The organism is Nocardia cyriacigeorgica, from assembly GCF_010858045.1.
Classification (GTDB): Bacteria; Actinomycetota; Actinomycetes; order Mycobacteriales; family Mycobacteriaceae; genus Nocardia; species Nocardia cyriacigeorgica_E.
Genome location: NZ_JAAGVC010000002.1, coordinates 21,210 through 45,606, shown reverse-complemented (window position 1 = coordinate 45,606; position 24,397 = coordinate 21,210). Strand labels below are relative to the sequence as shown.

At 68.0% G+C, this 24,397-nt stretch carries 24 protein-coding genes and 1 pseudogene; 18 read left to right on the top strand and 7 right to left on the bottom strand.

The genetic code is table 11. The features are described from left to right. Positions 1-11: 11 nt before the first annotated feature. The gene (locus GV790_RS02435; protein ID WP_163810040.1) at positions 12-530 is read right to left on the bottom strand and encodes an Lrp/AsnC family transcriptional regulator; all 519 of its coding nucleotides are present in this window, start codon (positions 528-530) and stop codon (positions 12-14) included. A gap of 147 nt (positions 531-677) precedes the next feature. On the opposite strand from GV790_RS02435, the gene hppD reads away from it, so the two are divergent. The 7 genes and pseudogenes from hppD to tuf all read left to right on the top strand — a co-directional run. After that, entirely contained in the window at positions 678-1,880 is a 1,203-nt protein-coding gene (gene hppD, locus GV790_RS02430) for a 4-hydroxyphenylpyruvate dioxygenase (RefSeq protein WP_163810038.1), read from the top strand. 38 nt (positions 1,881-1,918) lie between these two features. Next, the gene (locus GV790_RS02425; protein WP_163810036.1) at positions 1,919-2,449 is read left to right on the top strand and encodes a DUF3558 domain-containing protein; all 531 of its coding nucleotides are present in this window, start codon (positions 1,919-1,921) and stop codon (positions 2,447-2,449) included. A gap of 11 nt (positions 2,450-2,460) precedes the next feature. Next, positions 2,461-3,024, top strand: a complete 564-nt coding sequence (locus GV790_RS02420; RefSeq protein WP_256672973.1) for a DUF3558 domain-containing protein — start codon at positions 2,461-2,463, stop codon at positions 3,022-3,024. Between the two features lie 275 nt (positions 3,025-3,299). Further along, positions 3,300-3,674, top strand: coding sequence for a 30S ribosomal protein S12 (rpsL, locus tag GV790_RS02415; RefSeq protein ID WP_014353064.1), 375 nt, complete (start codon positions 3,300-3,302; stop codon positions 3,672-3,674). Position 3,675: 1 nt separating this feature from the next. After that, a complete protein-coding gene (gene rpsG, locus GV790_RS02410; RefSeq protein WP_014353063.1) occupies positions 3,676-4,146 on the top strand; it encodes a 30S ribosomal protein S7 in 471 nt (156 codons plus the stop codon). Between the two features lie 157 nt (positions 4,147-4,303). Then, positions 4,304-6,406: an elongation factor G gene (gene fusA, locus GV790_RS02405; RefSeq protein ID WP_036540397.1), complete on the top strand. Its 2,103-nt coding sequence runs from the start codon at positions 4,304-4,306 to the stop codon at positions 6,404-6,406. 115 nt (positions 6,407-6,521) lie between these two features. Further along, positions 6,522-7,685: pseudogene (gene tuf / locus GV790_RS02400) on the top strand (elongation factor Tu); the annotation flags it as partial. A 913-nt stretch (positions 7,686-8,598) separates the two neighbouring features. Here the strand turns inward: tuf and GV790_RS02395 are convergent. Further along, positions 8,599-9,408, bottom strand: coding sequence for an SDR family NAD(P)-dependent oxidoreductase (locus GV790_RS02395; RefSeq protein ID WP_163810032.1), 810 nt, complete (start codon positions 9,406-9,408; stop codon positions 8,599-8,601). Between the two features lie 83 nt (positions 9,409-9,491). Between GV790_RS02395 and GV790_RS02390 the strand changes: the two genes are divergently transcribed. Beyond that, positions 9,492-10,052, top strand: a complete 561-nt coding sequence (locus GV790_RS02390) for a TetR/AcrR family transcriptional regulator (RefSeq protein ID WP_163810030.1) — start codon at positions 9,492-9,494, stop codon at positions 10,050-10,052. Positions 10,053-10,058: 6 nt separating this feature from the next. Here the strand turns inward: GV790_RS02390 and GV790_RS02385 are convergent, their stop codons facing one another. Then, on the bottom strand, positions 10,059-11,267 hold the full coding sequence (locus GV790_RS02385; protein WP_163810028.1) for a lipase family protein: 1,209 nt from the start codon (positions 11,265-11,267) through the stop codon (positions 10,059-10,061). A gap of 86 nt (positions 11,268-11,353) precedes the next feature. Here GV790_RS02385 and GV790_RS02380 point away from each other — a divergent pair, with 86 nt between their 5' ends. Both GV790_RS02380 and GV790_RS02375 read left to right on the top strand, forming a co-directional pair. After that, the gene (locus GV790_RS02380) at positions 11,354-11,584 is read left to right on the top strand and encodes a DUF433 domain-containing protein (protein ID WP_218586368.1); all 231 of its coding nucleotides are present in this window, start codon (positions 11,354-11,356) and stop codon (positions 11,582-11,584) included. Beyond that, positions 11,581-11,916, top strand: coding sequence for a DUF5615 family PIN-like protein (locus GV790_RS02375; protein WP_163810026.1), 336 nt, complete (start codon positions 11,581-11,583; stop codon positions 11,914-11,916). Before GV790_RS02380 ends, GV790_RS02375 begins: the two co-directional genes overlap by 4 nt. 46 nt (positions 11,917-11,962) lie before the next feature. On the opposite strand, the gene GV790_RS02370 is transcribed toward GV790_RS02375, so the two are convergent. Both GV790_RS02370 and GV790_RS02365 read right to left on the bottom strand, forming a co-directional pair. Further along, positions 11,963-12,586 (bottom strand): TetR/AcrR family transcriptional regulator, encoded by a 624-nt coding sequence (locus GV790_RS02370; RefSeq protein ID WP_163810024.1) that lies wholly within the window; start codon positions 12,584-12,586, stop codon positions 11,963-11,965. A 7-nt stretch (positions 12,587-12,593) separates the two neighbouring features. Further along, on the bottom strand, positions 12,594-12,950 hold the full coding sequence (locus GV790_RS02365; protein WP_163810022.1) for an SPW repeat domain-containing protein: 357 nt from the start codon (positions 12,948-12,950) through the stop codon (positions 12,594-12,596). Positions 12,951-13,176: 226 nt separating this feature from the next. On the opposite strand from GV790_RS02365, the gene GV790_RS02360 reads away from it, so the two are divergent. The 3 genes from GV790_RS02360 to GV790_RS02350 are packed head-to-tail and all read left to right on the top strand — an operon-like array spanning position 13,177 to position 15,924. Further along, positions 13,177-14,376 (top strand): NAD(P)/FAD-dependent oxidoreductase, encoded by a 1,200-nt coding sequence (locus tag GV790_RS02360; RefSeq protein ID WP_163810019.1) that lies wholly within the window; start codon positions 13,177-13,179, stop codon positions 14,374-14,376. Positions 14,377-14,389: 13 nt separating this feature from the next. Continuing rightward, positions 14,390-15,151: a glutamate racemase gene (locus GV790_RS02355; RefSeq protein WP_163810017.1), complete on the top strand. Its 762-nt coding sequence runs from the start codon at positions 14,390-14,392 to the stop codon at positions 15,149-15,151. A 32-nt stretch (positions 15,152-15,183) separates the two neighbouring features. Then, the gene (locus GV790_RS02350) at positions 15,184-15,924 is read left to right on the top strand and encodes a DNA alkylation repair protein (protein WP_163810015.1); all 741 of its coding nucleotides are present in this window, start codon (positions 15,184-15,186) and stop codon (positions 15,922-15,924) included. A gap of 72 nt (positions 15,925-15,996) precedes the next feature. Here GV790_RS02350 and GV790_RS02345 read toward each other — a convergent pair whose 3' ends face one another. Together GV790_RS02345 and mftR2 are read right to left on the bottom strand one after the other, a co-directional pair. Beyond that, the gene (locus tag GV790_RS02345) at positions 15,997-17,052 is read right to left on the bottom strand and encodes a ferredoxin--NADP reductase (protein WP_163810013.1); all 1,056 of its coding nucleotides are present in this window, start codon (positions 17,050-17,052) and stop codon (positions 15,997-15,999) included. 67 nt (positions 17,053-17,119) lie between these two features. After that, positions 17,120-17,758, bottom strand: a complete 639-nt coding sequence (mftR2, locus tag GV790_RS02340) for a mycofactocin system transcriptional regulator MftR2 (protein ID WP_138450426.1) — start codon at positions 17,756-17,758, stop codon at positions 17,120-17,122. A gap of 251 nt (positions 17,759-18,009) precedes the next feature. Between mftR2 and mftA the strand changes: the two genes are divergently transcribed. From mftA to GV790_RS02315, 5 genes are all read left to right on the top strand, one after another. After that, positions 18,010-18,108: a mycofactocin precursor MftA gene (gene mftA / locus GV790_RS31720; RefSeq protein WP_197731646.1), complete on the top strand. Its 99-nt coding sequence runs from the start codon at positions 18,010-18,012 to the stop codon at positions 18,106-18,108. 19 nt (positions 18,109-18,127) lie between these two features. Beyond that, positions 18,128-19,642 (top strand): mycofactocin radical SAM maturase, encoded by a 1,515-nt coding sequence (mftC, locus tag GV790_RS02330; protein ID WP_163810009.1) that lies wholly within the window; start codon positions 18,128-18,130, stop codon positions 19,640-19,642. Positions 19,643-19,871: 229 nt separating this feature from the next. After that, positions 19,872-21,272, top strand: a complete 1,401-nt coding sequence (mftF, locus tag GV790_RS02325) for a mycofactocin biosynthesis glycosyltransferase MftF (RefSeq protein ID WP_163810000.1) — start codon at positions 19,872-19,874, stop codon at positions 21,270-21,272. A gap of 16 nt (positions 21,273-21,288) precedes the next feature. Beyond that, positions 21,289-22,740: a mycofactocin dehydrogenase MftG gene (gene mftG, locus GV790_RS02320; RefSeq protein ID WP_163809998.1), complete on the top strand. Its 1,452-nt coding sequence runs from the start codon at positions 21,289-21,291 to the stop codon at positions 22,738-22,740. Between the two features lie 132 nt (positions 22,741-22,872). After that, the gene (locus GV790_RS02315) at positions 22,873-24,240 is read left to right on the top strand and encodes a GAF domain-containing protein (protein WP_175585783.1); all 1,368 of its coding nucleotides are present in this window, start codon (positions 22,873-22,875) and stop codon (positions 24,238-24,240) included. Positions 24,241-24,397: the final 157 nt, after the last annotated feature.

Sequence of the window (24,397 nt, the reverse complement as noted above, 5' to 3'; positions counted from 1 at the left end):
CGAGGACCTCGTCAGCGGTTGCCGCGATAGGCAGGCGCCTTACTCGTCCCGGTCGGCGTCAGCGTGCGCAGCAACGGCAGCGTGCGCCGCTCGACCACCGTCGACAGCACGATGACGCTGTGCGAACGCACCACCGGCGGCGTCCGGTCGATGCTGAGCAGCACCTCTTGCAGCCCGGTGTGCGAATCCGCGCCGATCCGGCACAGCACATCACCGGACCCGGTGGTCGCGTAGGCCTCGAGCACACCGGGGATGGCCGCGAGTTCGGCGGCGACGGCGTCGAGCGCGCCTTGGGCGATTTCCAGGGTGACGAAGGCCTGCACCTGGAAACCCGCGGCGGTGACGTCGATCTGCGGATCGTAGGACGCGATCACCCCGGCCTCCTCCATCCGCGCGATCCGCGACTGCACCGTGGCCCGCGCGACCCGGGTGCGCCGGGACAGCTCCAGGATCCCCGCCTTCTGGTACTCGTGCATCGCGGTGAGGATCGCGAGATCGAGTTCGTCGAGTTTCGCTGGCGTGCGCGACATGGGCGGCCTCCGTTCGGACACTGCGGTATGCCTCAATGCTAGTCATTCTGCTCAGCATCCGGGGCGGCTTACTAGACCGATCTGCCAGTGTGGATACTCGAAAACCTGCTGGTTGCCTACCGCCGCGCACGGCGATTTCCTAGGTGCATGACTCTCGAGCAGTTGCCGGACGCCCGGCGCGCCGGTGCACCGGCCGACGATGAGCTGCGCACGCTGGTCGGCCTGGTGGACCACGATGTGACTATCGATCCGTTCCCGGTGATCGGCTGGGACGCGCTGGTGTGGGTGGTCGGCAACGCCACCCAGACCGCGCATTTCCTGGAGTCGGCGTTCGGCATGCGGCTGGAGGCCTACTCGGGCCCGGAGACCGGCAACCGCGACCACAAGGCGTTCGTGTTGCGCAGCGGTGGTGCGCGATTCGTCGTCAAGGGCGCCGTCGATCCGGACAGCCCGCTGATCGCCCATCACGACCGCCACGGCGACGGCGTCGTCGATATCGCCCTCGAGGTGCCCGATGTGGACCGGTGCATCGACTGGGCGCGCCGCCACGGCGCCACCGTGCTGGTCGAACCACACGACGAGAGCGACGAATTCGGCACCGTCCGCTCGGCCGCGCTGGCCACCTATGGCGAGACCAGGCACACCTTGGTCGACCGGTCCGGCTACCTCGGCCCCTACCTGCCCGGCTATGTCGCCCGGCGCTCGACCTACCAGCCGCGCCCCGGCGCACCGGCCCGGCTGTTCCAGGCGATCGACCACGTCGTCGGCAATGTGGAACTGGGCCGGATGGACGAGTGGGTCGAGTTCTACCACCGGGTCATGGGTTTCACGAACATGGCCGAATTCGTCGGCGACGATATCGCCACCGAGTACTCGGCGCTGATGAGCAAGGTCGTGGCCAACGGCAACCACCGGGTGAAGTTCCCGCTCAACGAACCCGCCGTCGGCAAGAAGCGCTCGCAGATCGATGAGTACCTGGAGTTCTACCGCGGACCGGGCGTGCAGCACATCGCGCTGGCCACCTCCGACATCCTCACCTGCGTGGACAACCTGCGCAGGGAAGGCATCGAGTTCCTGCCGACCCCGGACGCCTACTACGAGGACCCGGAGCTGCGGGCGCGGATCGGCCGGGTCCGAGTTCCGGTGCGGGAGTTGCAATCTCGCGGCATCCTGGTCGACCGCGACGAGGACGGCTATCTGCTGCAGATCTTCTGCCGCCCGCTCACCGACCGGCCGACGGTGTTCTTCGAGCTCATCGAACGGCACGGCTCGCTCGGTTTCGGCAAGGGCAATTTCAAGGCCCTGTTCCAGGCCATCGAGCGCGAACAGGACGCCCGCGGCAATTTGTAGCGCGGCCGGACTCGCGACCGGTCGGTAGAGTTCATCGCATGCGTATCCCGTCGGTCCTCGTCTCGGTGGCGGCCCTGACGTTGTTGCTGTCGGCGTGCGGCTCCAGCGAGGGGGACGAATCTCCGCAGGCCCCGCACCGGCCGCCGCCGAAGGTCGCCACGCTCGGTCCGTTCGTCGGCGAATGCGGCCACGTCACCGATGACGAAGTGCGCCAGATCGCCGGGATGGCCCAGGTCTCGCAGGTGTTCAAGAACTCCACCGGCTGCAATTGGCAGGCCGCGGGCAGCGGATCCACCAGCGTCACCTTCGCCTCCTTCCGCGGCAGCCCGATCGAACGCGAGCGCGCCTGGGTCACCACCCAGGGCCGCAATCCGCAGTCGATCGAGGTGGCGGGCAAGACCGGCTTCCAGGCGCTGGAGCCGAGCGGTTCGGTCTGCGACCTCGCGGTGCAGATCGGCGACGACTTCTTCGAATGGTCGATGTCCTACGGGTTGTTCGAGGCCAACGGCGGCAATCCGTGCGACAAGATGCGCAAGCTGGCCGAGCTGACCGTGCAGAGGCTGCAATGAGGGGAGCGGTGATGAGCGGCACGGGTGGGCGCGTGCGCACGACGCTGGCGGTGACGGCGGCCGTCGGCCTGACCCTGGTGCTCGGCGGTTGCGGACGCACCGTCGAAGGTTCGGCCCAACCGGCGGGCGCCGCCGAGGCGAGCACGGTCGATACCGATTTCGACAAGTTGCTGCGCGAATGCGATGTGGTCTCCCAGGATCAGATCGCGAAGGTCGTCGACGAGACCGGCTTCGTGCAGCCCTCGTTCTACGGCGCGGTCTGCATGTGGGATCTGGAGGGCGGCGCGACCGGCGGCGGCATGGTCACGCTGAACTGGTACGAGATCGGCTCGCTCAACAACGAGCGCACCAATAACGACAAGCTCGGCTACACCACCACCACGATCACCGTGCAGGGCCGCAGCGCGCTGGAGACACGGCGGCCCGGCGATCCGGACTCCTGTGGCGTGAGCGCGAGTGCCGCGGATACCGGCATCGTGGGATGGTGGGTGAACTACCGCCCCGGCTCGGCACATCCCGATCCGTGCGCCGCCGCCAAGAAACTCGTGGAGCTGACCTTGAATCTGGCCAGGTGAGCGCCGCGCGGCCGGCCGCGTGAGCGACCCCGCTTTGACCCATGCTCCGGCTGCCGAGTATCGTGGATCGCTGTGCCCGGAAGCATGCGGGCAAGTTCGAGCGCAGAACGTAGGCCAGCGAGAGCGGCTGACAGTTCCAGCGTGCCCTGAAATAGGGCCCCTGACCTGCGCGCGACACGCCCGACCTCGGGACGCGAGAAACGTGGCCGGACGTGCGAGTGAATGCTCGATGACACGTATACGACACCGCATTAACCAATAAGGAAAGCCGGTCTATGCCAACCATCAACCAGCTGGTCCGTAAGGGTCGCCGTGACAAGGTCGCCAAGACCAAGACCGCGGCCCTCAAGGGGAGCCCGCAGCGCCGTGGCGTGTGCACGCGTGTGTACACCACGACCCCGAAGAAGCCGAACTCCGCGCTGCGTAAGGTCGCGCGTGTTCGCCTGACCAGCGCGGTCGAGGTCACGGCGTACATCCCGGGTGAAGGCCACAACCTGCAGGAGCACTCGATGGTGCTCGTCCGTGGCGGTCGTGTGAAGGACCTCCCCGGTGTGCGCTACAAGATCATCCGCGGCTCCCTCGACACCCAGGGTGTGAAGAACCGCAAGCAGGCCCGCAGCCGCTACGGCGCCAAGAAGGAGAAGAGCTGATATGCCGCGCAAGGGCCCCGCTCCCAAGCGTCCGTTGATCAACGACCCGGTCTACGGGTCGCCGCTGGTCACCCAGCTGGTCAACAAGATCCTGCTCGACGGCAAGAAGTCGACCGCCGAGCGCATCGTCTACGGTGCACTCGAGCAGGCGCGCGAGAAGACCGGCACCGATCCGGTCGTCACCCTCAAGCGTGCCCTCGACAACGTCAAGCCGTCGCTCGAGGTCAAGCCGCGTCGCGTCGGTGGCGCCACCTACCAGGTGCCGGTCGAGGTCCGTCCGGGCCGCGCCAACACCCTGGCGCTGCGCTGGCTGGTCAACTTCTCGCGTGCGCGCCGGGAGAAGACCATGGTCGAGCGCCTGGCCAACGAGCTGCTCGACGCCAGCAACGGCCTCGGCGCCTCGGTGAAGCGCCGCGAGGACACCCACAAGATGGCCGAGTCCAACCGGGCGTTCGCGCACTACCGCTGGTGACGTCTGCCCGGCCCATCGCTGGTGGGGTCGGCAGGTATCGCGGCTGGGGGCGGCACTTCGGTGCCGCTTCCGGCGTTGACATAGTGGCGACCTCCCCGGTCGTCCCCGAGAATCCCAACTAGCTGATCGCTAACGAAGCAGAGCGGGGAAGATTTCCGTGGCACAGGACGTGCTCACCGACCTGAACAAGGTCCGCAACATCGGCATCATGGCCCACATCGATGCGGGCAAGACGACGACAACCGAACGAATCCTGTTCTACACCGGTGTGAACTACAAGATCGGTGAGACCCACGATGGTGCCTCGACCACCGACTGGATGGAACAGGAACAGGAACGCGGCATCACCATCACCTCCGCGGCGGTGACGTGTTTCTGGAACCAGAACCAGATCAACATCATCGACACCCCGGGCCACGTGGACTTCACCGTCGAGGTGGAGCGTTCGCTGCGCGTGCTCGACGGCGCCGTCGCCGTCTTCGACGGCAAGGAAGGTGTCGAGCCGCAGTCCGAGCAGGTGTGGCGTCAGGCCGACAAGTACGACGTGCCGCGCATCTGCTTCGTCAACAAGATGGACAAGCTCGGTGCGGACTTCTACTTCACCGTGCAGACCATCAAGGACCGCCTCGGCGCCAAGCCGCTGGTCATCCAGCTGCCGATCGGCGCGGAGGACACCTTCGAGGGCATCGTCGACCTGGTCGAGATGAACGCCAAGGTGTGGACCGGCGAGACCAAGCTCGGTGAGAAGTACGAGGTCCAGGAAATCCCGGCCGATCTCAAGGAGAAGGCCGAGCAGTACCGTCAGGAACTGCTCGAGACCGTCGCCGAGTCGGACGAGGCGCTGCTGGAGAAGTTCTTCGGTGGCGAAGAGCTCACGATCGACGAGATCAAGGGCGCCATCCGCAAGATGACCGTGTCCTCCGAGCTCTACCCCGTGCTGTGTGGTTCGGCGTTCAAGAACAAGGGCGTGCAGCCCATGCTCGACGCCGTCGTCGACTACCTGCCCTCGCCGCTGGACGTCGAGTCCGTGCAGGGTCACGTCCCCGGCAACGAGGAAGAGGTCATCTCCCGCAAGCCGAGCGCCGACGAGCCGTTCGCGGCCCTGGCGTTCAAGATCGCGGTGCACCCGTTCTTCGGCAAGCTGACCTACATCCGCGTGTACTCCGGCAAGGTCGACTCCGGCGCCCAGGTCATCAACGCGACCAAGGGCAAGAAGGAGCGTCTGGGCAAGCTGTTCCAGATGCACTCCAACAAGGAGAACCCGGTTCCCGTGGTCTCCGCCGGCCACATCTACGCGGTCATCGGCCTCAAGGACACCACCACCGGTGACACCCTGTGCGATCCGAACAACCAGATCGTGCTCGAGTCCATGACCTTCCCGGACCCGGTCATCGAGGTCTCTATCGAGCCCAAGACCAAGTCCGACCAGGAGAAGCTCGGCACCGCGATCCAGAAGCTGTCGGAAGAAGACCCGACCTTCTCGGTGAAGCTGGATCAGGAGACCGGCCAGACCGTCATCGGCGGCATGGGCGAGCTGCACCTGGACATCCTCGTCGACCGGATGAAGCGCGAGTTCAAGGTCGAGGCGAACGTCGGTAAGCCGCAGGTGGCCTACCGTGAGACGATCACCCGTCCGGTCGAGAAGCTCGAATTCACGCACAAGAAGCAGACCGGTGGTTCCGGTCAGTTCGCGAAGGTCATCATCGCGGTCGAGCCGTTCGTCGGCGAGGACGGCGCGACCTACGAGTTCGAGAACAAGGTCACCGGCGGCCGCGTGCCGCGCGAGTACATCCCATCGGTCGACGCCGGTGCGCAGGACGCCATGCAGTACGGTGTGCTCGCCGGTTACCCGCTGGTCAACCTGAAGGTGACCCTGCTCGACGGCGCGTACCATGACGTCGACTCCTCGGAGATGGCGTTCAAGATCGCCGGCTCGCAGGCCCTGAAGGAAGCGGCCAAGAAGGCCGGTCCGGTGATCCTCGAACCGCTCATGGCGGTCGAGGTCATCACGCCCGAGGACTACATGGGCGATGTGATCGGCGACCTGAACTCCCGCCGTGGCCAGATCCAGGCCATGGAGGAACGCAGTGGTGCCCGTGTCGTCAAGGCGCTGGTTCCGCTCTCGGAGATGTTCGGCTACATCGGTGACCTGCGGTCGAAGACCCAGGGCCGGGCGAACTACTCCATGGTGTTCGATTCGTACGCGGAGGTTCCGGCCAACGTGTCGAAGGAGATCATCGCCAAGGCGACCGGCGAGTAGTACGACGGGGCAGGACTCGTGTCCTGCCCCATCGGCCGGGCGTCTGCACGACCCCTGTAAGTAAAAACCGCACTGCTGCAACTGCACGCACCAACAAGTCCAGGAGGACACCACAGTGGCGAAGGCGAAGTTCGAGCGGACGAAGCCGCACGTCAACATCGGCACCATCGGTCACGTCGACCACGGCAAGACCACGCTGACCGCAGCGATCACCAAGGTGCTGGCTGACAAGTACCCGGATCTGAACGAGAGCTTCGCTTTCGACCAGATCGACAAGGCGCCTGAGGAGAAGGCTCGTGGTATCACGATCAACATCTCCCACGTCGAGTACCAGACCGAGAAGCGCCACTACGCGCACGTCGACGCCCCGGGTCACGCCGACTACATCAAGAACATGATCACCGGTGCGGCGCAGATGGACGGCGCCATCCTCGTGGTCGCCGCCACCGACGGCCCAATGCCGCAGACCCGCGAGCACGTGCTGCTCGCCCGTCAGGTCGGCGTGCCCTACATCCTGGTCGCGCTGAACAAGTCGGACATGGTCGACGACGAGGAGATCCTCGAGCTCGTCGAGATGGAGGTCCGCGAGCTGCTGGCCTCGCAGGAGTTCGACGAGGACGCCCCCGTCGTCCGCGTCTCCGGCCTGAAGGCGCTCGAGGGCGACCAGAAGTGGGTCGACTCGGTCGTCGAGCTCATGAACGCTGTCGACGAGTCCATCCCGGACCCGGTGCGTGAGACCGACAAGCCGTTCCTGATGCCCGTCGAGGACGTCTTCACCATCACCGGTCGTGGCACCGTCGTCACCGGTCGCGTCGAGCGTGGCGTGATCAACGTGAACGAGGAAGTCGAGATCGTCGGCATCCGCCCGGACAAGACCAAGACCACGGTCACCGGTATCGAGATGTTCCGCAAGCTGCTCGACCAGGGCCAGGCGGGCGACAACGTCGGTCTGCTGGTTCGTGGCATCAAGCGCGAGGACGTGGAGCGCGGCCAGGTCGTCGTGAAGCCGGGCACCACCACCCCGCACACCGAGTTCGAGGGCCAGGCCTACATCCTGTCCAAGGACGAGGGTGGCCGCCACACCCCGTTCTTCAACAACTACCGTCCGCAGTTCTACTTCCGTACCACTGACGTGACGGGCGTTGTGACCCTGCCCGAGGGCACCGAGATGGTCATGCCCGGTGACAACACCGAGATGTCCGTCAAGCTGATCCAGCCGGTCGCCATGGACGAGGGCCTGCGCTTCGCGATCCGCGAAGGTGGCCGTACCGTCGGCGCCGTTTTGTTTTTCGCGAGTGGTGTACGGCCGGCCGGTGCGGCCAGGACTTCTCAGTCCGATTCGCCGGCGGCCTGTAACAGTGCCTGGGCGAACTTCACCATCTGGGTGGAGCCGCCGTACCACGCGGAGACCACCTCGACCGCTGCGGCGCGGGTGCGGCGGGCGGTTCGCACGACCTCGTCGGGGGAGAGGGTGCCCGCTTCGGCCTTGGTGGCCAGGGCGTTGAGTTCGTCGCTGGCCAGCAGCAGCCGCATGATGCGGTGTAGGTCGACGCCGCCATCGGCGTTCGGTAGTGGGAGTGGGGGTTCGGCGGGGGCGTCGGCGGCGGCTTCGGCGGCGGCACGGGCCGCGCGGCGCGACGGGATCGCGGGGCGCGGGCTGGGCGCGGGAGCCGGTGCGGGCGAAGGTGTTTCGGCTTCCGCGGTCGCGGGCCGTTCGGTCGGCGTCGGCGCCGGCGCGGCTTGTGCGTTTGCCGTGTTGTCCACGCCGGTCAGGCCGATGCCGTGCGCGGGCTCGGGTTCCGGTGCCGGGGCCGATCGCCGCGGCTCGGGCATGGGCGGAAGCTGAGCCGGGGACCAGTCGAATGCGGAGGGCTGCGCGGCCGTGCGGGTGGGCAGCGACCCATTGGTGATCGCCCCGTTGGTGTTCGTGTCCGCTCCCGTCAACCCGGCAGCCATGGCGACGGCCGGTTCGGACTGCTCCCGTTCGGTGCGGTGAAAACCCTCCTGGCGAGCGCGAAGTCCATCTCCGAGACCGTTGTAATCGGCATCCATGAGGTCATTCTTACCCGAGGGCGGTGTATTGCGGCGTGTCGGCGTCTGCGGTTCGGCCGCACCGCCGGGCTCCCGCCGCGGCCTGCGTCCGAACGGTTTCGGCGGTCCATTACCTCTGCGGTGGTGGGAGCTCCTGTGGGTCAGTGCAAGTCGGCCTCGATCATCGTCGCAAGACGCGCGGCGTCGTGAGTCTCGCGGTCGCCGTCGGCGAGGGCGATGTCGCGGGTGCCGCGGTAGGCGAAGCGTCCGGGGCGGGGATCGTCGATGAGTCGAATGATAGGGCGGACCGCGGATTCCGGGCGCTGGCCGAGTAGCCGTCCGAGCACGGCGGCCGACAGCCGCATACCCATCCCGACCTCGCCGGCAAAGCTGGTGCGGACCAGGCGGCTCGGCCCCCACGTCACGTACATGAGGTGCGGATTCGCCTCCGTCGCGAGGATGCCGAGCAATTCGTTCGCGCGTCGTTGCTGGGCATTGGACCGCCGGAAGGTGAATTCCTCGGTCATCTCCGGATCATCGAAATCGATGGCGTCGGCGCGTGCGCCAGGGACGGCGGTGTTGACCACGACCGGCCGCGGCGATGCGCGCAGCAGTTCGGTGAGGCCGGAAACGACGACGTATTTGCTGAGAAAGAACAGCGCCCAGGACGCTTCGTGCCCCTCGGGCGTCTGCCGGCGGCGTTGCCGGATGAACGATGCCGCGAGCACAAGTGCGTCGACGCGCTCGTACGTCGTCCGCAGTCGATCGACCACACGACGGCTCTCGGCGACCGATGAGAGATCGGCCTCGAGGAATTCCGCTGCCGCGGGCGTCGAGACGGCGGAGACCAAGGCCTCGAACTTGGCGCGGCTGCGCCCGATCACCACCACATGGTCTCCCGCTTCCAGGAAGTGGTGCGCCAGTGCGGCGCCCATCCCGTCGGTGCCGCCGGTGATCACGATCGTCCGCATCGCATTCTCCTGTTCCGGAACATGTGTTCCGGAACAGCCTAGCATCAACCGGAACCGAGGTTCCACATAGCTATAGTGTTCGCATGGCAGACGACCGCAGGCAACGCCGTGACGCCGCCGAGAACAAGGAGCGGATCCTGGCCGCCGCGAGCGAGGCCTTCCGCAACAACGGCATGGCCGTGGACATGCGTGCCGTCGCCGCGGCCGCCGGAGTCGGCATCGGCACCCTCTACCGGCATTTCCCCACCCGCGAACACCTCGTCCAGGCGGTGACCGGCACCGATTTCGCCGCACTGGCCGAGGCCGCCCTCCCCGCGCAGGCCTCCGCGATCGAGGCACTGCGCGAGTTCTTCACCACCGCACTCACCGGCCTCGCCGCCAACCAGGCAATGATCGACGTACTCGCAGGCGGCCAACCCTCGGACGCCGATCTCGACCGATGCCTCGCGCACCTCACCGAAATCGGCCGCGCCGCCCTCGCGCGCTCCCACACCGACCACACCCTGGCCGCCGACGTGACCGCCCGCGATATCGCCTACCAGTTCCTGGCGCTCATCCGTGTCGTGCAGTTGCTGCCCGACCGCACGCCGCCCGCCATCGAGCACCAGGTGGAGGTGGCGTTACGGGGGCTGGGCGCCGGATAGCGCGACTCAGCAGTTGCTCGGTGCGGGCTCGCCGCGGAAGCGCGCATCCAGCCACGCCACCATCAGCGGCATCCCGAGTACCGCGGCCGACAGATGCTCCGGTGTCGGAATGGTTTCCGCCTGCACCGGCACGCCCGCCGCGCAGTAGCGGCGGTTGATCGAGACGAGCGAGTCGACCGGGATGAGTGGGTCGGTGGGTGAATGCCATTCGAAGATGGGCATGTTCGGCACACCATCGAAGAGCTCGATGCTGTTCTCCTCCAGCACCGCCCTGGCGTCGGCATCGTGCATGAGCGAGGTATTGCTGGCGTAATCGCGGACGCTGCGGCCTGCGCCGGTGGCGAGGATGTCGTTGGTGCAGCCGTTGGCCATGGCGTCACGTGCCGCGATCCCGGCGGCATTGAGGTTGTCGCTGATCGGGAAGCGGTGCGGGTACTCGCGTTCCAGCCCGATCGCCGCCGCCAGCACCAGCCCGAACGCCGGATGCGGATCGAATTGCAGCGCTTCGATCATGCGCATCAGGTTCGCGGGCACGCCGCCGGCCGCGGCACCGGCGAGTTTCAGCTCCGGCGCGTAGCTCGGCGCCAGCGCGGCCGCCCACGCCGTGGCCATGCCGCCACCGGAGTACCCGGCCATCGCGACGGGGCTGTGCTGCACCGCCAGCTCCGGAACGCGCTGCACGGCACGGATTCCATCGAGCGTGATCTGCCCGCCGAGCTTGGCGGCGCCGTAGGCGAAGGTGGGGCCCAGATGATCCGGCAGTGCGATGCTCCAGCCGCGCAGCAGCAAGGCATTGAGCGCGACGGCCTCGCGGACCTGGAGGTTCGGATCGCTGGTGTAGAGCACCCGCGACACCGCGCAGTTCGGGCCCAACCCGTTGATGATGTGCTGATACGACAGCAACGGCCCGTCCGGGCGGTGCCCCGGCGGCGTCACCACGGTGGTGGTGGCCGCGATGGGCAGCCCGCGCGAATTGGTCGACCGGAACTTCACCAGCGTCAGCGTGGATCCGGGAAAGGTCAGCAGCGGCGGCAACCGCCGCACCGCCAGCACATCACCGGGCTGGTACGCCGCGAGATCGGCGGGCTGCGCGTAGAACGGGTCGGGATCGGCCACGGGGTAGCGAGGTAACGCCGGGGCAGGAACCGTCCCGGCCAGCAGAACCGCAGAGGCGCCGAGGAGCGCGCCGGTTATCAAACGCTGGATAACCTGCATGGCAGCTATTGCTACCACGGTTCGGCGCGACGATCGCGCAGGTGAGCCGGGGTGTCGTGGCTGGAGACCGGCGGCCCGACGCCGCTATGCTGGATCAGGTGTCGAGGATTACGTTCGATCCGAATCAGTGCGGGGGCCGCCCCTGCATTCGCGGTATGCGCATCCGGGTGAGCGATGTACTCGAACTACTCGCAGCAGGCGAGACGGAGGACTCCATCCTCGAGGATTATCCCTACTTGGAGTTGGCGGACATCCGCGCCTGCCTCGCGTTCGCAGCGGCCGAGGCAGACCATCCGATTCTGCGGACCGCCTCTTGAGGTTCGTCGTCGACGCACAACTGCCACCAGCACTGGCACGCGCGTTGACGGAGGAGGGCCATGACGCTGTGCACGTCTGCGACATCGGCTTGTTATCCGCCCCGGATGTCGATGTCTGGGCAGAAGCGCTCGAGCGGGGTGCCGCCATTGTCACCAAGGACGAGGATTTCATCCTCATGGGCCGGAGCCGACCGGATGCTCCATCACCGGCCGTGATCTGGATCAGAATCGGTAATTGCTCGAGGAAGGAACTCCTCGGGAGGTTCCTGCCGATCCTGCCCACTGTCGTACAGATGCTCGGAGCCGGGGAGAAGATCATCGAGGTCAGGTAGCGGGCTGATCGAGTGCAACCGTTCTCCGGCCGGATGCTCGACGGGTTCAGCCCAGTTGCGTCATGCCAGCGGCGACCACCTGGGCGACGTTGAGGATTTCGTCGGTCGTCGGCAGGGGGACGCCGTCGAGGGCGTGCAGGCGGTCGGTGCTGGCGATGGCGAACATGGCCGAGACCCAGGCGGCGGCGCAGGCGCGCAGGGTGCCGGGGCGGACCGGGGCGGGGGCGCTGGCCTGGAGGACGCGGGCGGTGACGTCGAGGAGTTGATCGCGCAGCTTGCGCACCTGGCGGCGGACGTCGGGGTGGGTGTCGGCCTCGCGCCACATGATGACGCGCAACACCGAGGAATGATGGTCGCGAAGGTTCAGCGCCGCATCGAGATTGACCAGACTGGCCACCGGATCACCCGGCTCGACCACGGTGTCGATGTCGCTGATCGGTTGTTGCGGTACCCGTTCGGCCATCAGGGCCGACAGAATCGAGTTCTTGGTGGGGAAATAGTAGAAAACCAGGCCCTTGGGCACGGCCGCGGCCTCGGCGATCGCCGCCGTCGGGGTGCCGTCGAATCCCTGTGCGGCGAACAGCTTTTCGGCCGCGTCCAAGATGAGTTGACGGGCGTCGCCGTCGGTTTTCGCGCTGCGGCGACGCCCGGCTCGACGGGGTCTGGTCATGGCCGTCTCAGTGGTGCGGAGCCATATCGTGCAACCGTCCCGAGACCGCGGGCAGCGCCGCCACCGCGACCACGACCGTCACGACGCCGACCACCCATGCGGTCCAGGATGCGCCACTGAAGCCGCTGAAGTCCATGACCCACGGGGACAGGAACATCAGCACGCCGAACAGGCCCATCGCGTAATCGGCGGAGGCCATCTCAGCTCGGTACATCTGCGCCAGACCGGTCAGTGCGATGAGCACACCGAGCACGATCAACGACCACATGGCCCGATCGTTCGTCTCCACCCAGAGCGGTGAGAGTGCGGCGAAGACGCCCAGCACTACGGCCAGGAAATCTTGCGCACGGCTTTCGGTGAACATAAATGCCTCCTTGCATCTACTGGTGCGGACAGACCCGAAAATCCGTCCTGACCTCGGTATAGACCTGATTGACCGCCCGGTCGATAGCGGAACGGACACGATTGCGTGGCAATCGATGGCACGGTGAAGGTGATGGTCCTCACTACAGCACCGACCAAGCGGACGTTAGGGTGGACTGTCGTCAGCGAGGTGGCCGAACGGACGGCCCGAAGGAAGGGATGCCGGCATGACTGCAGCGCCGATCGTGATCGTGGGGGCCGGTCTGGCCGGCTTGCGCACCGCGGAGGAGTTGCGCCGCGCGGGCTACGAGGGTGAGTTGATCCTGCTCGGCGACGAATCGCGGCCGCCGTACGACCGCCCCCCGCTGTCGAAGCAATTCGTGCGCGGCGAGACCGACGACACCACGCTGCGGCCCGCGGAGTTCTTCACCGAGAAGAAGATCGATCTGCGGCTGAACCAGGAGGCGGTCGGCGTCGACACCGCCGCCCGGCGCTTGCGGCTGGCCGACGGCTCGGTGCTCGACTACAGCGAACTGATCATCGCCACCGGGCTGCGCCCGCGCAGGCTGCCCAGCCTGCCCGAGCTCGACGGCGTGCATGTACTGCGCGATCACGCCGACGCCAGCGCACTGCGCGCCGAACTCGGCGACGCCACGACCGCCCTGGTCATCGGCGCCGGATTCATCGGCTGCGAGGTGGCCGCCAGCTTCCGCGCGCGCGATGTCCGAGTGGTGCTGGTCGAGCCGCAGCCGACGCCGCTGGCCTCGGTGCTCGGCGAGCAGGTCGGTGCGCTGGTGGCGCGCATGCACCGGGACGAGGGCGTCGACCTGCGCTGCGGCATCGGCGTCGATTCGCTGCTCGCCGCCGACGACGGCCGAGTGCGCGGCGCGCTGCTGACCGACGGGACCGAGGTCGCGGCCGAGCTGGTGGTGATCGGCGTCGGGTCACGTCCGGTGACCGAATGGCTGGCCGATTCCGGCATCGAACTGGCCGAACCGTCGGCAGGCGGCGGCGTGCTCGCCGACGAGGTCGGTCGGACGTCGGCGCCGGGTGTGTGGGCTGTCGGCGACGTCGCCGCCTGGCTGCACGATGACGGCGCACGCACCCGCGTCGAGCACTGGACCAATGCGGGCGAGCAGGCGAAGCTGCTGGCCTGCGCGCTGCTGGGCGCCGAGCCGCCCACCGCCGCCCGGGTGCCCTACTTCTGGAGCGATCAGTACGACGTGAAGATCCAGGCGCTCGGCACGCCACGGCCCACCGACGAGATCCACATCGTCTCCGATGACGGGCGCAAGTTCCTGGCCTACTACACCCAGGACGGCAAGCTCACCGGCGTGGTCGGCGCCGGGATGACCGCACAGGTGATGAAGACCAGGGCGAAGATCGCGGCGGGTGCCCCGGTGGCGGAGCTGCTCGGCGCGGGCTAATACCTTTGTCTGTGTGATCGTCGCGCTCATCGATTCCGGTCTCGGCTCGCTGCCGACAGCGGCATGGCTGCGCAAGCTGCGCCCGGATGTGGATCTGGTGCTGCAACTGGATCCCGACGGAGCCCCCTGGGGGCCGAAACCCGAGGAATGGGTGATCGAGCGGGTGGTCGCGACCGCACGCGCCTCGCTGACGATGGGCGCCGAGGTGATCGTGCTGCCGTGCAATACCGCGAGCGTGACCGCGCTCGACCAGGTGCGCGCGGACGTCGGCCCGGACATTCCGGTGATCGGCACCGTGCCGGCGATCAAACCGGCCGCGGCCGCCTGCCGCTCGGTGGCGGTATGGGCCACCGCGGCCACCACCGCGAGCCGCTACCAGGCCGATCTCATCGCCCGCTTCGGCGGTGACGCGACGGTGACCGGCGTGGCCTGCCACGGTCTGGCCGATGCGATCGACGCCGGCGATCTGGTGGCTGCCCGTGCCGCGATCGCGGCGGCGGCCGAGCGGACTCCCGACGACGTGGAGGGTGTGGTGCTCGGCTGCACCCACTATCCGCTGGTCGTCGACAGCATCGTGGCCGCGCTGCCGGACGGGGTGCGATTGTTCGACAGCGCCCAGGCCGTTGCCGCGCAGACGATCCGGCGCATGGACGCGCTGGGCCGGCCGAGCACCGGCAACGGTACGGTGCGGGTGCTCAACAGCGGCCGCCCCGGCGAACTGCCCGCCGCCGCTGCCGCTTTCGAACCCGGGCGGGCGCTCGGCGCGACCGGCTGACCGCCCGGCACACCGCGATCGGAGGCCACACGTTGACCGAGAACGCCACCGCCGAGCAGGTGCGGGCCGCCCTCGCCGAGCACGCCGATCCCGCCGACGCGGTGCACCTCCAGCGGTTCTTCAAGACCGGCCCCGGCGAATACGGCGAGGGCGACGTCTTCATCGGCGTCCGGGTGCCCGCCACCCGCACCGTCGCCAAACGGTTTGCGGCGCTTGCGCTCACCGAGATCGACGAACTGCTCGACAGCCCGGTGCACGAGGAACGGCTGGCGGGTCTGATCATCCTCAACACTCGTTTCGAGAGGGCCTCCAAGCCGCGCACCTTCGACGAGGCCGCCCGTGCCGAGATGGTGCGGTTCTACCTGGACGCGGTGCGGCGCGGCCGGGTGAACAACTGGGATCTGGTCGACGTCTCGGCCGAGCGCATCGTCGGCCCGTGGCTGCTGGACAAGCCGCGCGAGCTGCTGTTCGAGCTGGCCGACTCGGATTCGCTGTGGGAGCGCCGGGTCGCGCTGCTGTCCACCTTCGCCTTCATCAAGGCCGGTGACGCCTCCACCACGTTCGCGCTGAGCGAGCGACTGCTCACCGACCGGCACGATCTGATCCAGAAGGCGCTGGGCTGGATGTTGCGCGAGGTCGGCAAGCGCGTGGATCGTCAGCTGCTGATCGATTTCCTCGATCGGCACGCGGCCGAGATGGGACGTACCGCTTTGAGTTACGCCACCGAGCATCTGGATCCGGAAAGCCGCGCCCGCTACCGCGCGATGCGATAGCGGAGCGCGGGAATCCCGATATACCGCTTCGCCGACCGAACCGACCCGGCCGGAGTCAGGCGCCGAACCGGCTCAGAACTGGATCTTCAGGTGATCGGTGACCGGCCGCGCCTGGCAGCCGAGGATGTATCCGTTCTCGATGTCCTCGGGATCCAGGATTTCGGCGTTCTCCATCTCGACCTTGCCTTCGAGGACGGTGCAGGCGCAGGAGCCGCATTCGCCTTCCTGGCAGGAGTAGGGGACGTCGAGGCCCTTGGACAGCATGATGTCGACCAGGGTCTGCTTGCGCGGCCAGCGCAGTTCGTGCACCTCGCCGTCGAGTTCGACCTCGACGGTGGCGGCGTCGGCGGCCTCTTCGTCGCTGACCTCGACCGGCGCCTGATCGGCGAACGGGTCACCGGCCAGTGAGTTGAAGATCTCGGCGTGGGTGCGATTGCGCGGGACGTCGAGCTGGGCCAGCGCGTCGTGCACGCGGTCCATGAACGGGCGCGGACCGCACATGAAGGCGCGGTAGCCGGTGTATGGGCGCACCAGCCCGGCGAGCGCGTCGGCGGTGGGCAGGCCTTGCAGCGGTTCCAGCCAATGGATGACGGTGAGGCGCTGCGGATGCTTGTCGGCGAGTTCACGCAGTTCGTCGGCGAAGATCACCGATTCCGGGTCGCGGTTGGCGTAGACCAGCACGATCTTTCCGGTGCCGCGGGCCAGCGCCGATTTCAGGATCGACATGACCGGGGTGATACCGCTGCCCGCGCCGAACAGCAGCAGATCCTCGTCGAGATCCTTCGGGGTGAACACGCCCGACGGCGGCAGCACCTCGATCTCGGAACCGGCGGTGATGTTGTCGCAGAGCCAGTTGGAGCCGTAGCCGCCCTCGGTGCGCTTGACGGTGACCTTGGGCCGGTCGTCGGTGTAGGGCGAGCTGGCCAGCGAATAGCAGCGCGCGACCGAGCCGGTCAGGTCGCTGGGGATGCGCAGGGTCAGGAACTGGCCCGGCTGGTACTGGAAGCGTTCGCGCAACTCTTCGGGAACGTCGAAGACCAGTGAGCAGGTATCGGCGGTCTCGGCGATGACCGCGGCTACCCGCAGCACGACCGATCGTGAGCCGTGTGGAACTTCGACGGTGGTCATGGCGTCCTCTCGAACGTGTGCGCGGCCGATCCGGTGCCGGACGGCAAAACTAGAACGTGTTTCAGTTTTATCGTACGTCGGGATCGGGCTGCTGGACAAGCTGGGCTTCCAGCCCGGCGATCAGCACACCCATGCCGAAGTCGTACGAATACTTGCCGCGCAGGTCGGGCATGTATTTGGTGGCGCGGGCCACCGCATCGGGCAACGTGACGTCGGTCAGCACCGACCGGTCACGCGGGTTCACCCGGCTGCGACCGAACAGGAAGGTGTGGATGGTCGCGTAGGCGGCCAGCACGTTGCGATCGCTGAATCCCGCGTCGAACAGGATCTCCATCACCGCGGCGATGATGTCGAGCTGCTTACCGAGCATCTGCTCGATCAGCACATCGCCGAGGCCGGGGTGCTTGCGTAGTTTCTCATCGATCTGGTCGATGAGTTCACGCAGCCGCTGTTGCCACGGGCCCGACTCCGGCGGCGGTTTGCGCACACCGGCCAGTGCCGCGGTGGCCACCAGGTCGAGTAGCTCCCGTTTATCGGCCACGTAGTAGTACGGGGCCATCGGGGAAACGCCCAGTTCGCGCGATAGCCGGCGCATCGACAGCTTGTCCACACCGTCGGCGCGGACCACCCGCAGCGCGGCTTCCACGATCTCTGATTCGGAGAGGGTATTACCGCCCCCGCTGGCCTGCGTTCGCCCGACTCCCATGCCACCTCTACCACCGCGGGCGCGTGCGCCCGTCACGTCCTGTTCAGCTGCTTGCCACCGGAAAGTTTAGAGGGCTCGGTGCGGGCGCTGTCGGTTCGTCGGCCGAAACGGCTTCTTTTTGTCAGTTCATGACGTTATGGTGTGTGAGCGCGGCTACACCTGTGGCCGCGACCACAGTGCCCAACAGAGTGGAGGTAGCCATGCCGGACAAGGGGCTCAACGGACCCGCCGACACCGACAACCACGGCCCGATCGCCGCGGTCGCGCAGCGCTCGGCCGAGGACACACCGCTGGTGGAGGAATCGCTCATCGAAGAGGTCTCCATCGACGGTATGTGCGGCGTCTACTGAGCTGAGAGGAGCGGTGACCATGCTCGATCTCGATACGCGCTGGCAACTGCATCCGCGGGTTGCCCTGCGGCCGGAACCGTTCGGCGCGTTGCTGTATCACTTCGGCACGCGGAAGCTGTCGTTTCTGAAGAACCCGAGGATCGTCGAGATCGTGCGGTCACTGCCCGCACAGCCGTCGGTGCGCACCGCCATGCGGGCCGCCGGCATCGATGACGCCGCGGCCGCGCCGTATGTGAAAGCGCTGGCGCAGCTGGCCGATTCGCAGATGATCGTCGGCGCCCCCGAGGCGGCGCCGCTGGCCGCGGCCCCGGAGCCGATGACCTTCGCGGCCGACGACGACCGCGCCGTGCGGCTGGTGGATCGCTTCGAATCCGGCCTGGCCGCGCCGATCTGCCTGACCTGGGAACTCACCTACGCGTGCAATCTGTCCTGTGTGCACTGCCTGTCGTCGTCGGGCCGGCGCGATCCGCGCGAGCTGAGCACCGAGCAGTGCAAGGCGCTCATCGACGAGTTCCAGCGCATGCAGATCTTCTACGTCAATATCGGCGGCGGCGAACCGACTGTGCGCCCGGACTTCTGGGAACTGGTCGATTACGCCACCGCGCACCAGGTGGGAGTCAAGTTCTCCACCAACGGCGTCCGGATCACGCCGGAGGTCGCCGCGCGGCTGGCCGCCAGCGACTATGTGGATGTGCAGATCTCGCTCGACGGCGCCGATGCCGCCGTCAACGACGCGGTGCGCGGTCCCGGTTCGTACGACATGGCCATCCGAGCGCTGGAAAACCTTGCCGCGGCGGGTTTCCAGGATGCCAAGCTGTCGGTGGTGGCGACCAGGCACAATATCGCCCAGCTCGACCAGTTCAAGGAGATCGCCGACCGCTACGGCGCCACTTTGCGGTTGACGCGGCTGCGCCCGTCCGGGCGCGGCGCCGATGTGTGGGACGAGCTGCATCCGCTGCCCGAACAGCAGCGCGAACTCTACGAATGGCTGCTGCGCAACGGTGACGGTGTGCTCACCGGCGACTCGTTCTTCCACCTGTCGGCCTTCGGTGAGGCGCTGCCCGGGTTGAACATGTGCGGCGCGGGCCGGGTGGTGTGCCTGGTCGATCCGGTGGGCGACGTCTACGCCTGCCCGTTCGCCATCCACGACCGCTTCCACGCCGGAAACGTCGTCGCCGACGGCGGTTTCGCGACGGTGTGGAAGGAATCGGCGTTGTTCGGGCAGCTGCGCGAACCTACCGGCGGCGGCGCCTGCTCGTCGTGTGCGCATTACGATGCGTGCCGCGGCGGCTGCATGGCGGCGAAGTTCTTCACCGGTCTGCCTGCCGACGGGCCGGACCCGGAGTGCGTGCAGGGCTACGGCGCGGCGGCCCTCGCCGACGCGGGCCGGGTGGTGCCGCGTTCGTCGGTCGACCACTCGCGGCGCAGCACCCCGCGGCGTTCTGGTGGCCGCAAATCCGGGCCGGTGCCGCTCACCCTGAGCACGCCGCCGCGGCGGCCGTCACGGGCCTGTGACGAAAGCCCGCTGGGCTAGGCGCGCGGCGTTAGCCGGAACCGGTGCGCGGGCCGCGAGCGGCTCGCGCACCGACCGCGCGGTACGCGATTGCCGCTCGGTTGCCGTCGGAGCGAGGACTCGCTCAGTAATCCTTCAGCAACGCAGATCCTGTCGGTTACCGGGCCTACCACGCGAAATACTCCGGAACTGGTTGCGTGTTTCGCGACTGTTGATGTCAGCCGAGCGAACTCCGTCTAACATGCCAGGAATGCGCCATGATCGCCTTCCCGACGGATTCGGGGTGCGGATCGATCCACGGGTACGCGCATACTCCGGGGGACGCATCCTGATCGGAGGAACACCCGCGAGGTTGCTGCGCCTTGCCCCGGAAGCCGCCGAAATGATCGGCGACGGGTACCTCGAGGTCAACGGCCCGAAGTCCGCCGTCGTTGCCAGGCGGCTGCTCGATTCCGGGGTGGCCAACCCCCGGCCGCGACTGCTGCCCTCGCCCGAGGACGTCACCATCATCGTGCCGCTGCACAACAATGCCGAGGGTCTGGCGCGGCTGTTGGCGGCCCTGCGCGGGCACAATGTGATCGTCGTCGACGACGGCTCCGACCTGCCCGTGCGGGTACCGCCGGTGGCCGGTGGCCGCTGCCAGGTCAGCGTGCTGCGGCATGAGCGCGCGCTCGGCCCGGCCGCCGCGCGCAATGCCGGATTGCGGGCGGCGACAACCGAGTTCGTGGCGTTCCTGGATTCCGATGTGGTGCCACGCAGCGGCTGGCTCGAGGTCATGCTCGGGCATTTCAGCGATCCGGAGGTCGCGCTGGTCGCGCCGAGGATCGTCGCGCTGGATCCCGAATCCAACGCGCTGGCCCGCTACGAGCACACCCGATCCTCGCTGGATCTGGGCAGGCGCGAATCGGCCGTGCAATCGCGCGGGATGGTGTCCTACGTGCCGAGTGCGGCGTTGCTGGTGCGGCGGGGCGCGCTGCTGGCCGAGGGCGGGTTCGACGAGTCGATGCACGTCGCCGAGGACGTCGACCTGTGCTGGCGGCTGGAGCGGGCGGGCTGGCGGTTGCGCTACGAACCCGCCGCGCACGTCGCCCACGATCACCGGGTGTCCTTCCGGGCCTGGTTCAACCGGAAGATGTTCTACGGCACCGGCGCCGCGCCGCTGGGCGCACGGCATGCGGGCATGGTGTCGCCGCTGTCGGTGCCGTCGTGGACCATGCTGGCCGCGGTGCTGTTCGGCACGCTGACCCGCTGGGGATTCGTCGGCGGCGTGCTCACCCTGGTGGCCGCGCTGGGCCGGTTGCGCCGCGTCTTCGGCGAACTCGACAATCCCACCCGGATCGCGTCGATCTATCTGGCCCGCGGCTTCTTCGCCGGACTGTGGCGCCTCGCCTCGGCCATGTGCAGGCACTATTGGCCGGTCACCGTGCTGGCGATGGTGGCCTCCCGGCGGATCCGGCGCATCGCGGTGACGATGGCGCTGGCCGACGGCCTGGCCGACTGGTTCACCCACCGCGACGCGGGCGGGCTCGACCCGTTGCGCTACATCGCCTTCCGCCGCATCGACGACATCGCCTACGGCACCGGCCTGTGGCTCGGCGCGTGGCGGGCCCGCAGTATCGAAGCGCTCAAGCCCACCGCCCCGCCGCGCTGAGCGCCGATGGGTCCGGATGGCTGACACGCTGATCGTCGGCGGAGGCAGCGCGGGCTGCGTGCTCGCCGCGCGCCTGAGCGCCGACCCGGATCACCGAGTGCGACTGCTGGAAGCCGGGCCGATCTGGACCTCGCCCGACGGCTTCCCGCCCGGCCTGCGTGACGGCACCGAACTGCCGCTCGACGACGAGGCGCTGCTGTGGCGCTATCCGATCCAGCTGACGGCGACCACCACGTCCACCACGGTGCGCGGACGGGTGATCGGCGGGTCGGGGTCGATCAACGGGTGCTATTTCGTGCGCGCGCCCGCCGCCGATTTCGCCGCGTGGAGCCGCGAGATCGGCACCGGCGGCTGGACTTACGACGAGCTGATCGAGCCGATGCGCCGCCTCGAACATGATCACGACTTCGGCGCGCAGCCCGGGCACGGCGCCGAAGGGCCCATCCCAGTGCGCCGCCCGGCCACCCGGAGCCCGCTGACCGAGGCGTTCGTGCGGGCGGCCGCGGCGACCGGATTCGACGAGATACCGGACCTGAACGCGCCCGACGCGGCGGACAAGGGTTTCGGCGCGGTGCCGGCCAATATCGATCGGCGTGCCGGCACGAGCCTGCGCGTCGGCAGTGCACAGGCCTACCTGCTGCCGGCGCTCACCCGGCCGAACCTCACCGTGTCGGCCGGCACCAGCGCGCTCGGGATCCGGTTCAGAGGGACCAGGGCGATCGGGGTGGAATGCCTGCGTGCGGGCATCGTGGAATTCATCGCGGCGGATCGGATCGTGCTGTGCGCGGGCGCGATCGAATCGGCCGCACTGCTGCTGCGTTCGGGCATCGGTGATCCGGCGCGGTTGCGCGCGCTGGGCATCCCGGTCGTGCAGGCGCTGCCGGTGGGCGAATGGTGCACCGACCATCCCGAGATCGGCATCGACTACCGGCACGACGCGCCACACCGGCGCAGCCAGGTACTCGAATACGTGCTCGAGCTCGGCGATATCGAAATCCGGCCGTACACGATGGCTTTCACGCCGGGAATCCGGCAGTTCGCGCTCGCATTGATGCGCCCGCACGGGTCGGGCGAGCTGCGGCTGCGTTCGGCCGATCCGGCGGACCGGCCGTGGATCGACCAGCGCTACCTGGAACAGCGGCTGGATCGGGACCGGCTGCGCGCGGCCGTGCGGTTGTCGGCGGAGATCATGGACGCGATGGGGGCGGTCCCCGGGGAGCCGGTTCCCGGGGTGGTCTCCGACGACTGGCTGACCGCGCATCTGGCCACCTCACAACATCTGTCCGGCACCTGCCGCATGGGCTCTGCCTGCGACACCCGCGCCGTGGTGGACGCGCGCTGCCGGGTGCACGGCGTCGACGGTCTCGCGGTGGCCGACCTGTCCATCGTGCCGGTGCCGCTGGGCCGTGGCCCGCAGGCGACGGCGGTGCTGATCGGCGAGCGCGCCGCCGAACTGTTGTCCGGCTGACCCACGCCCCGCGATGCCAGGTGGCTCACACTCACGGGACGGGCGTGACGTGTGTGACCTGGCGGACAAACCTGATCATCCGCCGGTCGTTGCCGGTACCCGCCGGTACAGTTTGTCGTAGGTGAAAGGCAAATGGTCAGCAATCTTGCGGGTGGTCGCCCCTCGCGGCATGGAGTAGAACCTGGCACGCAGCTCGGTGCACTGGAAGCCTATGCCGCTCAAGCGCATGGATATCTCGGTGCCGGTGGTGAGCGGCTGTCCCGGCTCGCCGGTCTGTTGCGCCCCGCGGTGCTCGAATCGTGGTTGCGCAGTGTTCGCGGTGGCATCGATCCGATGGACGTCGTCGACGGTCGCGGGCTGCGCGGCGCGGACCTCCAGCGCTACCGCGACGCCCATCCGATCGCCGCGCTGATGCCGTTGATCGACAAGCTGCTCGTCGAGGACGCCGCCCGGACCGGTTTGATCGTCGTGGTGGCCGACCAGTTCGGGCGGGTGCTGTCGGTGCACGGCGACGCCGAGCGGATCAGCGCCGCCGCCGAGATCGGGCTGCGCGCGGGCGACGACCTGAGCGAACGCCGTATCGGCACCAATGCCGTCGGCATGGTGGTGCGCACCGGACGCGCCGCCTGGATCCACGGCCCGGAACACTTCCTGCACCGGATGCATCAGCTCACCGGTGCCGCCGCCCCCGTGCACGATCCGGATGGCCGGCTGGTCGGCGTGCTGATGATCGCCGGCGGAGTACGAGTGGCCAGGCCCGAGATCCTGGCTCTGGTGAAAGCCGCCGCCACGGCAGCGGAAATGGATCTGCTGCTCACGGCCATGCGGGCCGATCGGCACGCACCGGCCGGTGCCCGCGATCGACACCAGGCGGCGCCGGATCGGGGCAGGCTCGGGCTCGATGTGCTCGGTCTCGGCCAGCCGCAGCTGAGCATCGCCGGGAAGCGGGTGCCGCTGTCGCAACGTCACGCCGAGATCCTGCTGCTGCTCACCGAGCACCCCGAAGGGCTCGGCGCCGACCATCTGGCCTTGCTGCTCGACGACACCGACCTGGACAACGGCACCATCCGCGCCGCCATGTCCCGGCTGCGCACGGTGGTCGGGCCCGAGGTGTTCGGTTCCCGGCCGTACCGGCTGAAGGTGCCGGTGGCCACCGATATCGACTTCCTGCGCGCCGCCCTGGACTCCGGTGACGTCGATGCGGCATTGCGGTTGTACGCGGGCCCGGTGCTGCCGCGTTCGAACGCGCCCGGCATCGTCGATCTGCGCGATGAGCTGCGGGTTCGGCTGCGGACCTCGGTGCTGGATTCGCGTGATCCCGCGGCGCTGCGGCGCTGGACCGCCACTGCCGAGGGACGCGACGACGCCGCCGCGTGGGTCGCCTACCGCTCGACCGTTGATCGCGATTCGCCGCTGTTCGCCCAGATCGAGGCCAAGATCCGGGTGCTCGATCGGCGCCTGGGCGCGGATGCAACGCAGATGCAACGTTTCGGCTCATAGTCTGCCCATCTGAAAGTGCGATAGCTCACATGCGGGGGCCCGAGCTGCTCGCGGGTAGAAAGCCGCCCGCGGCCGGTCGCACCGGTCCCTATCTGGACGCTTGTCCGATTTTTTTAGAGCATTTAGTTCCTTTTTATTTCGACCTGGCCTAGTGTTC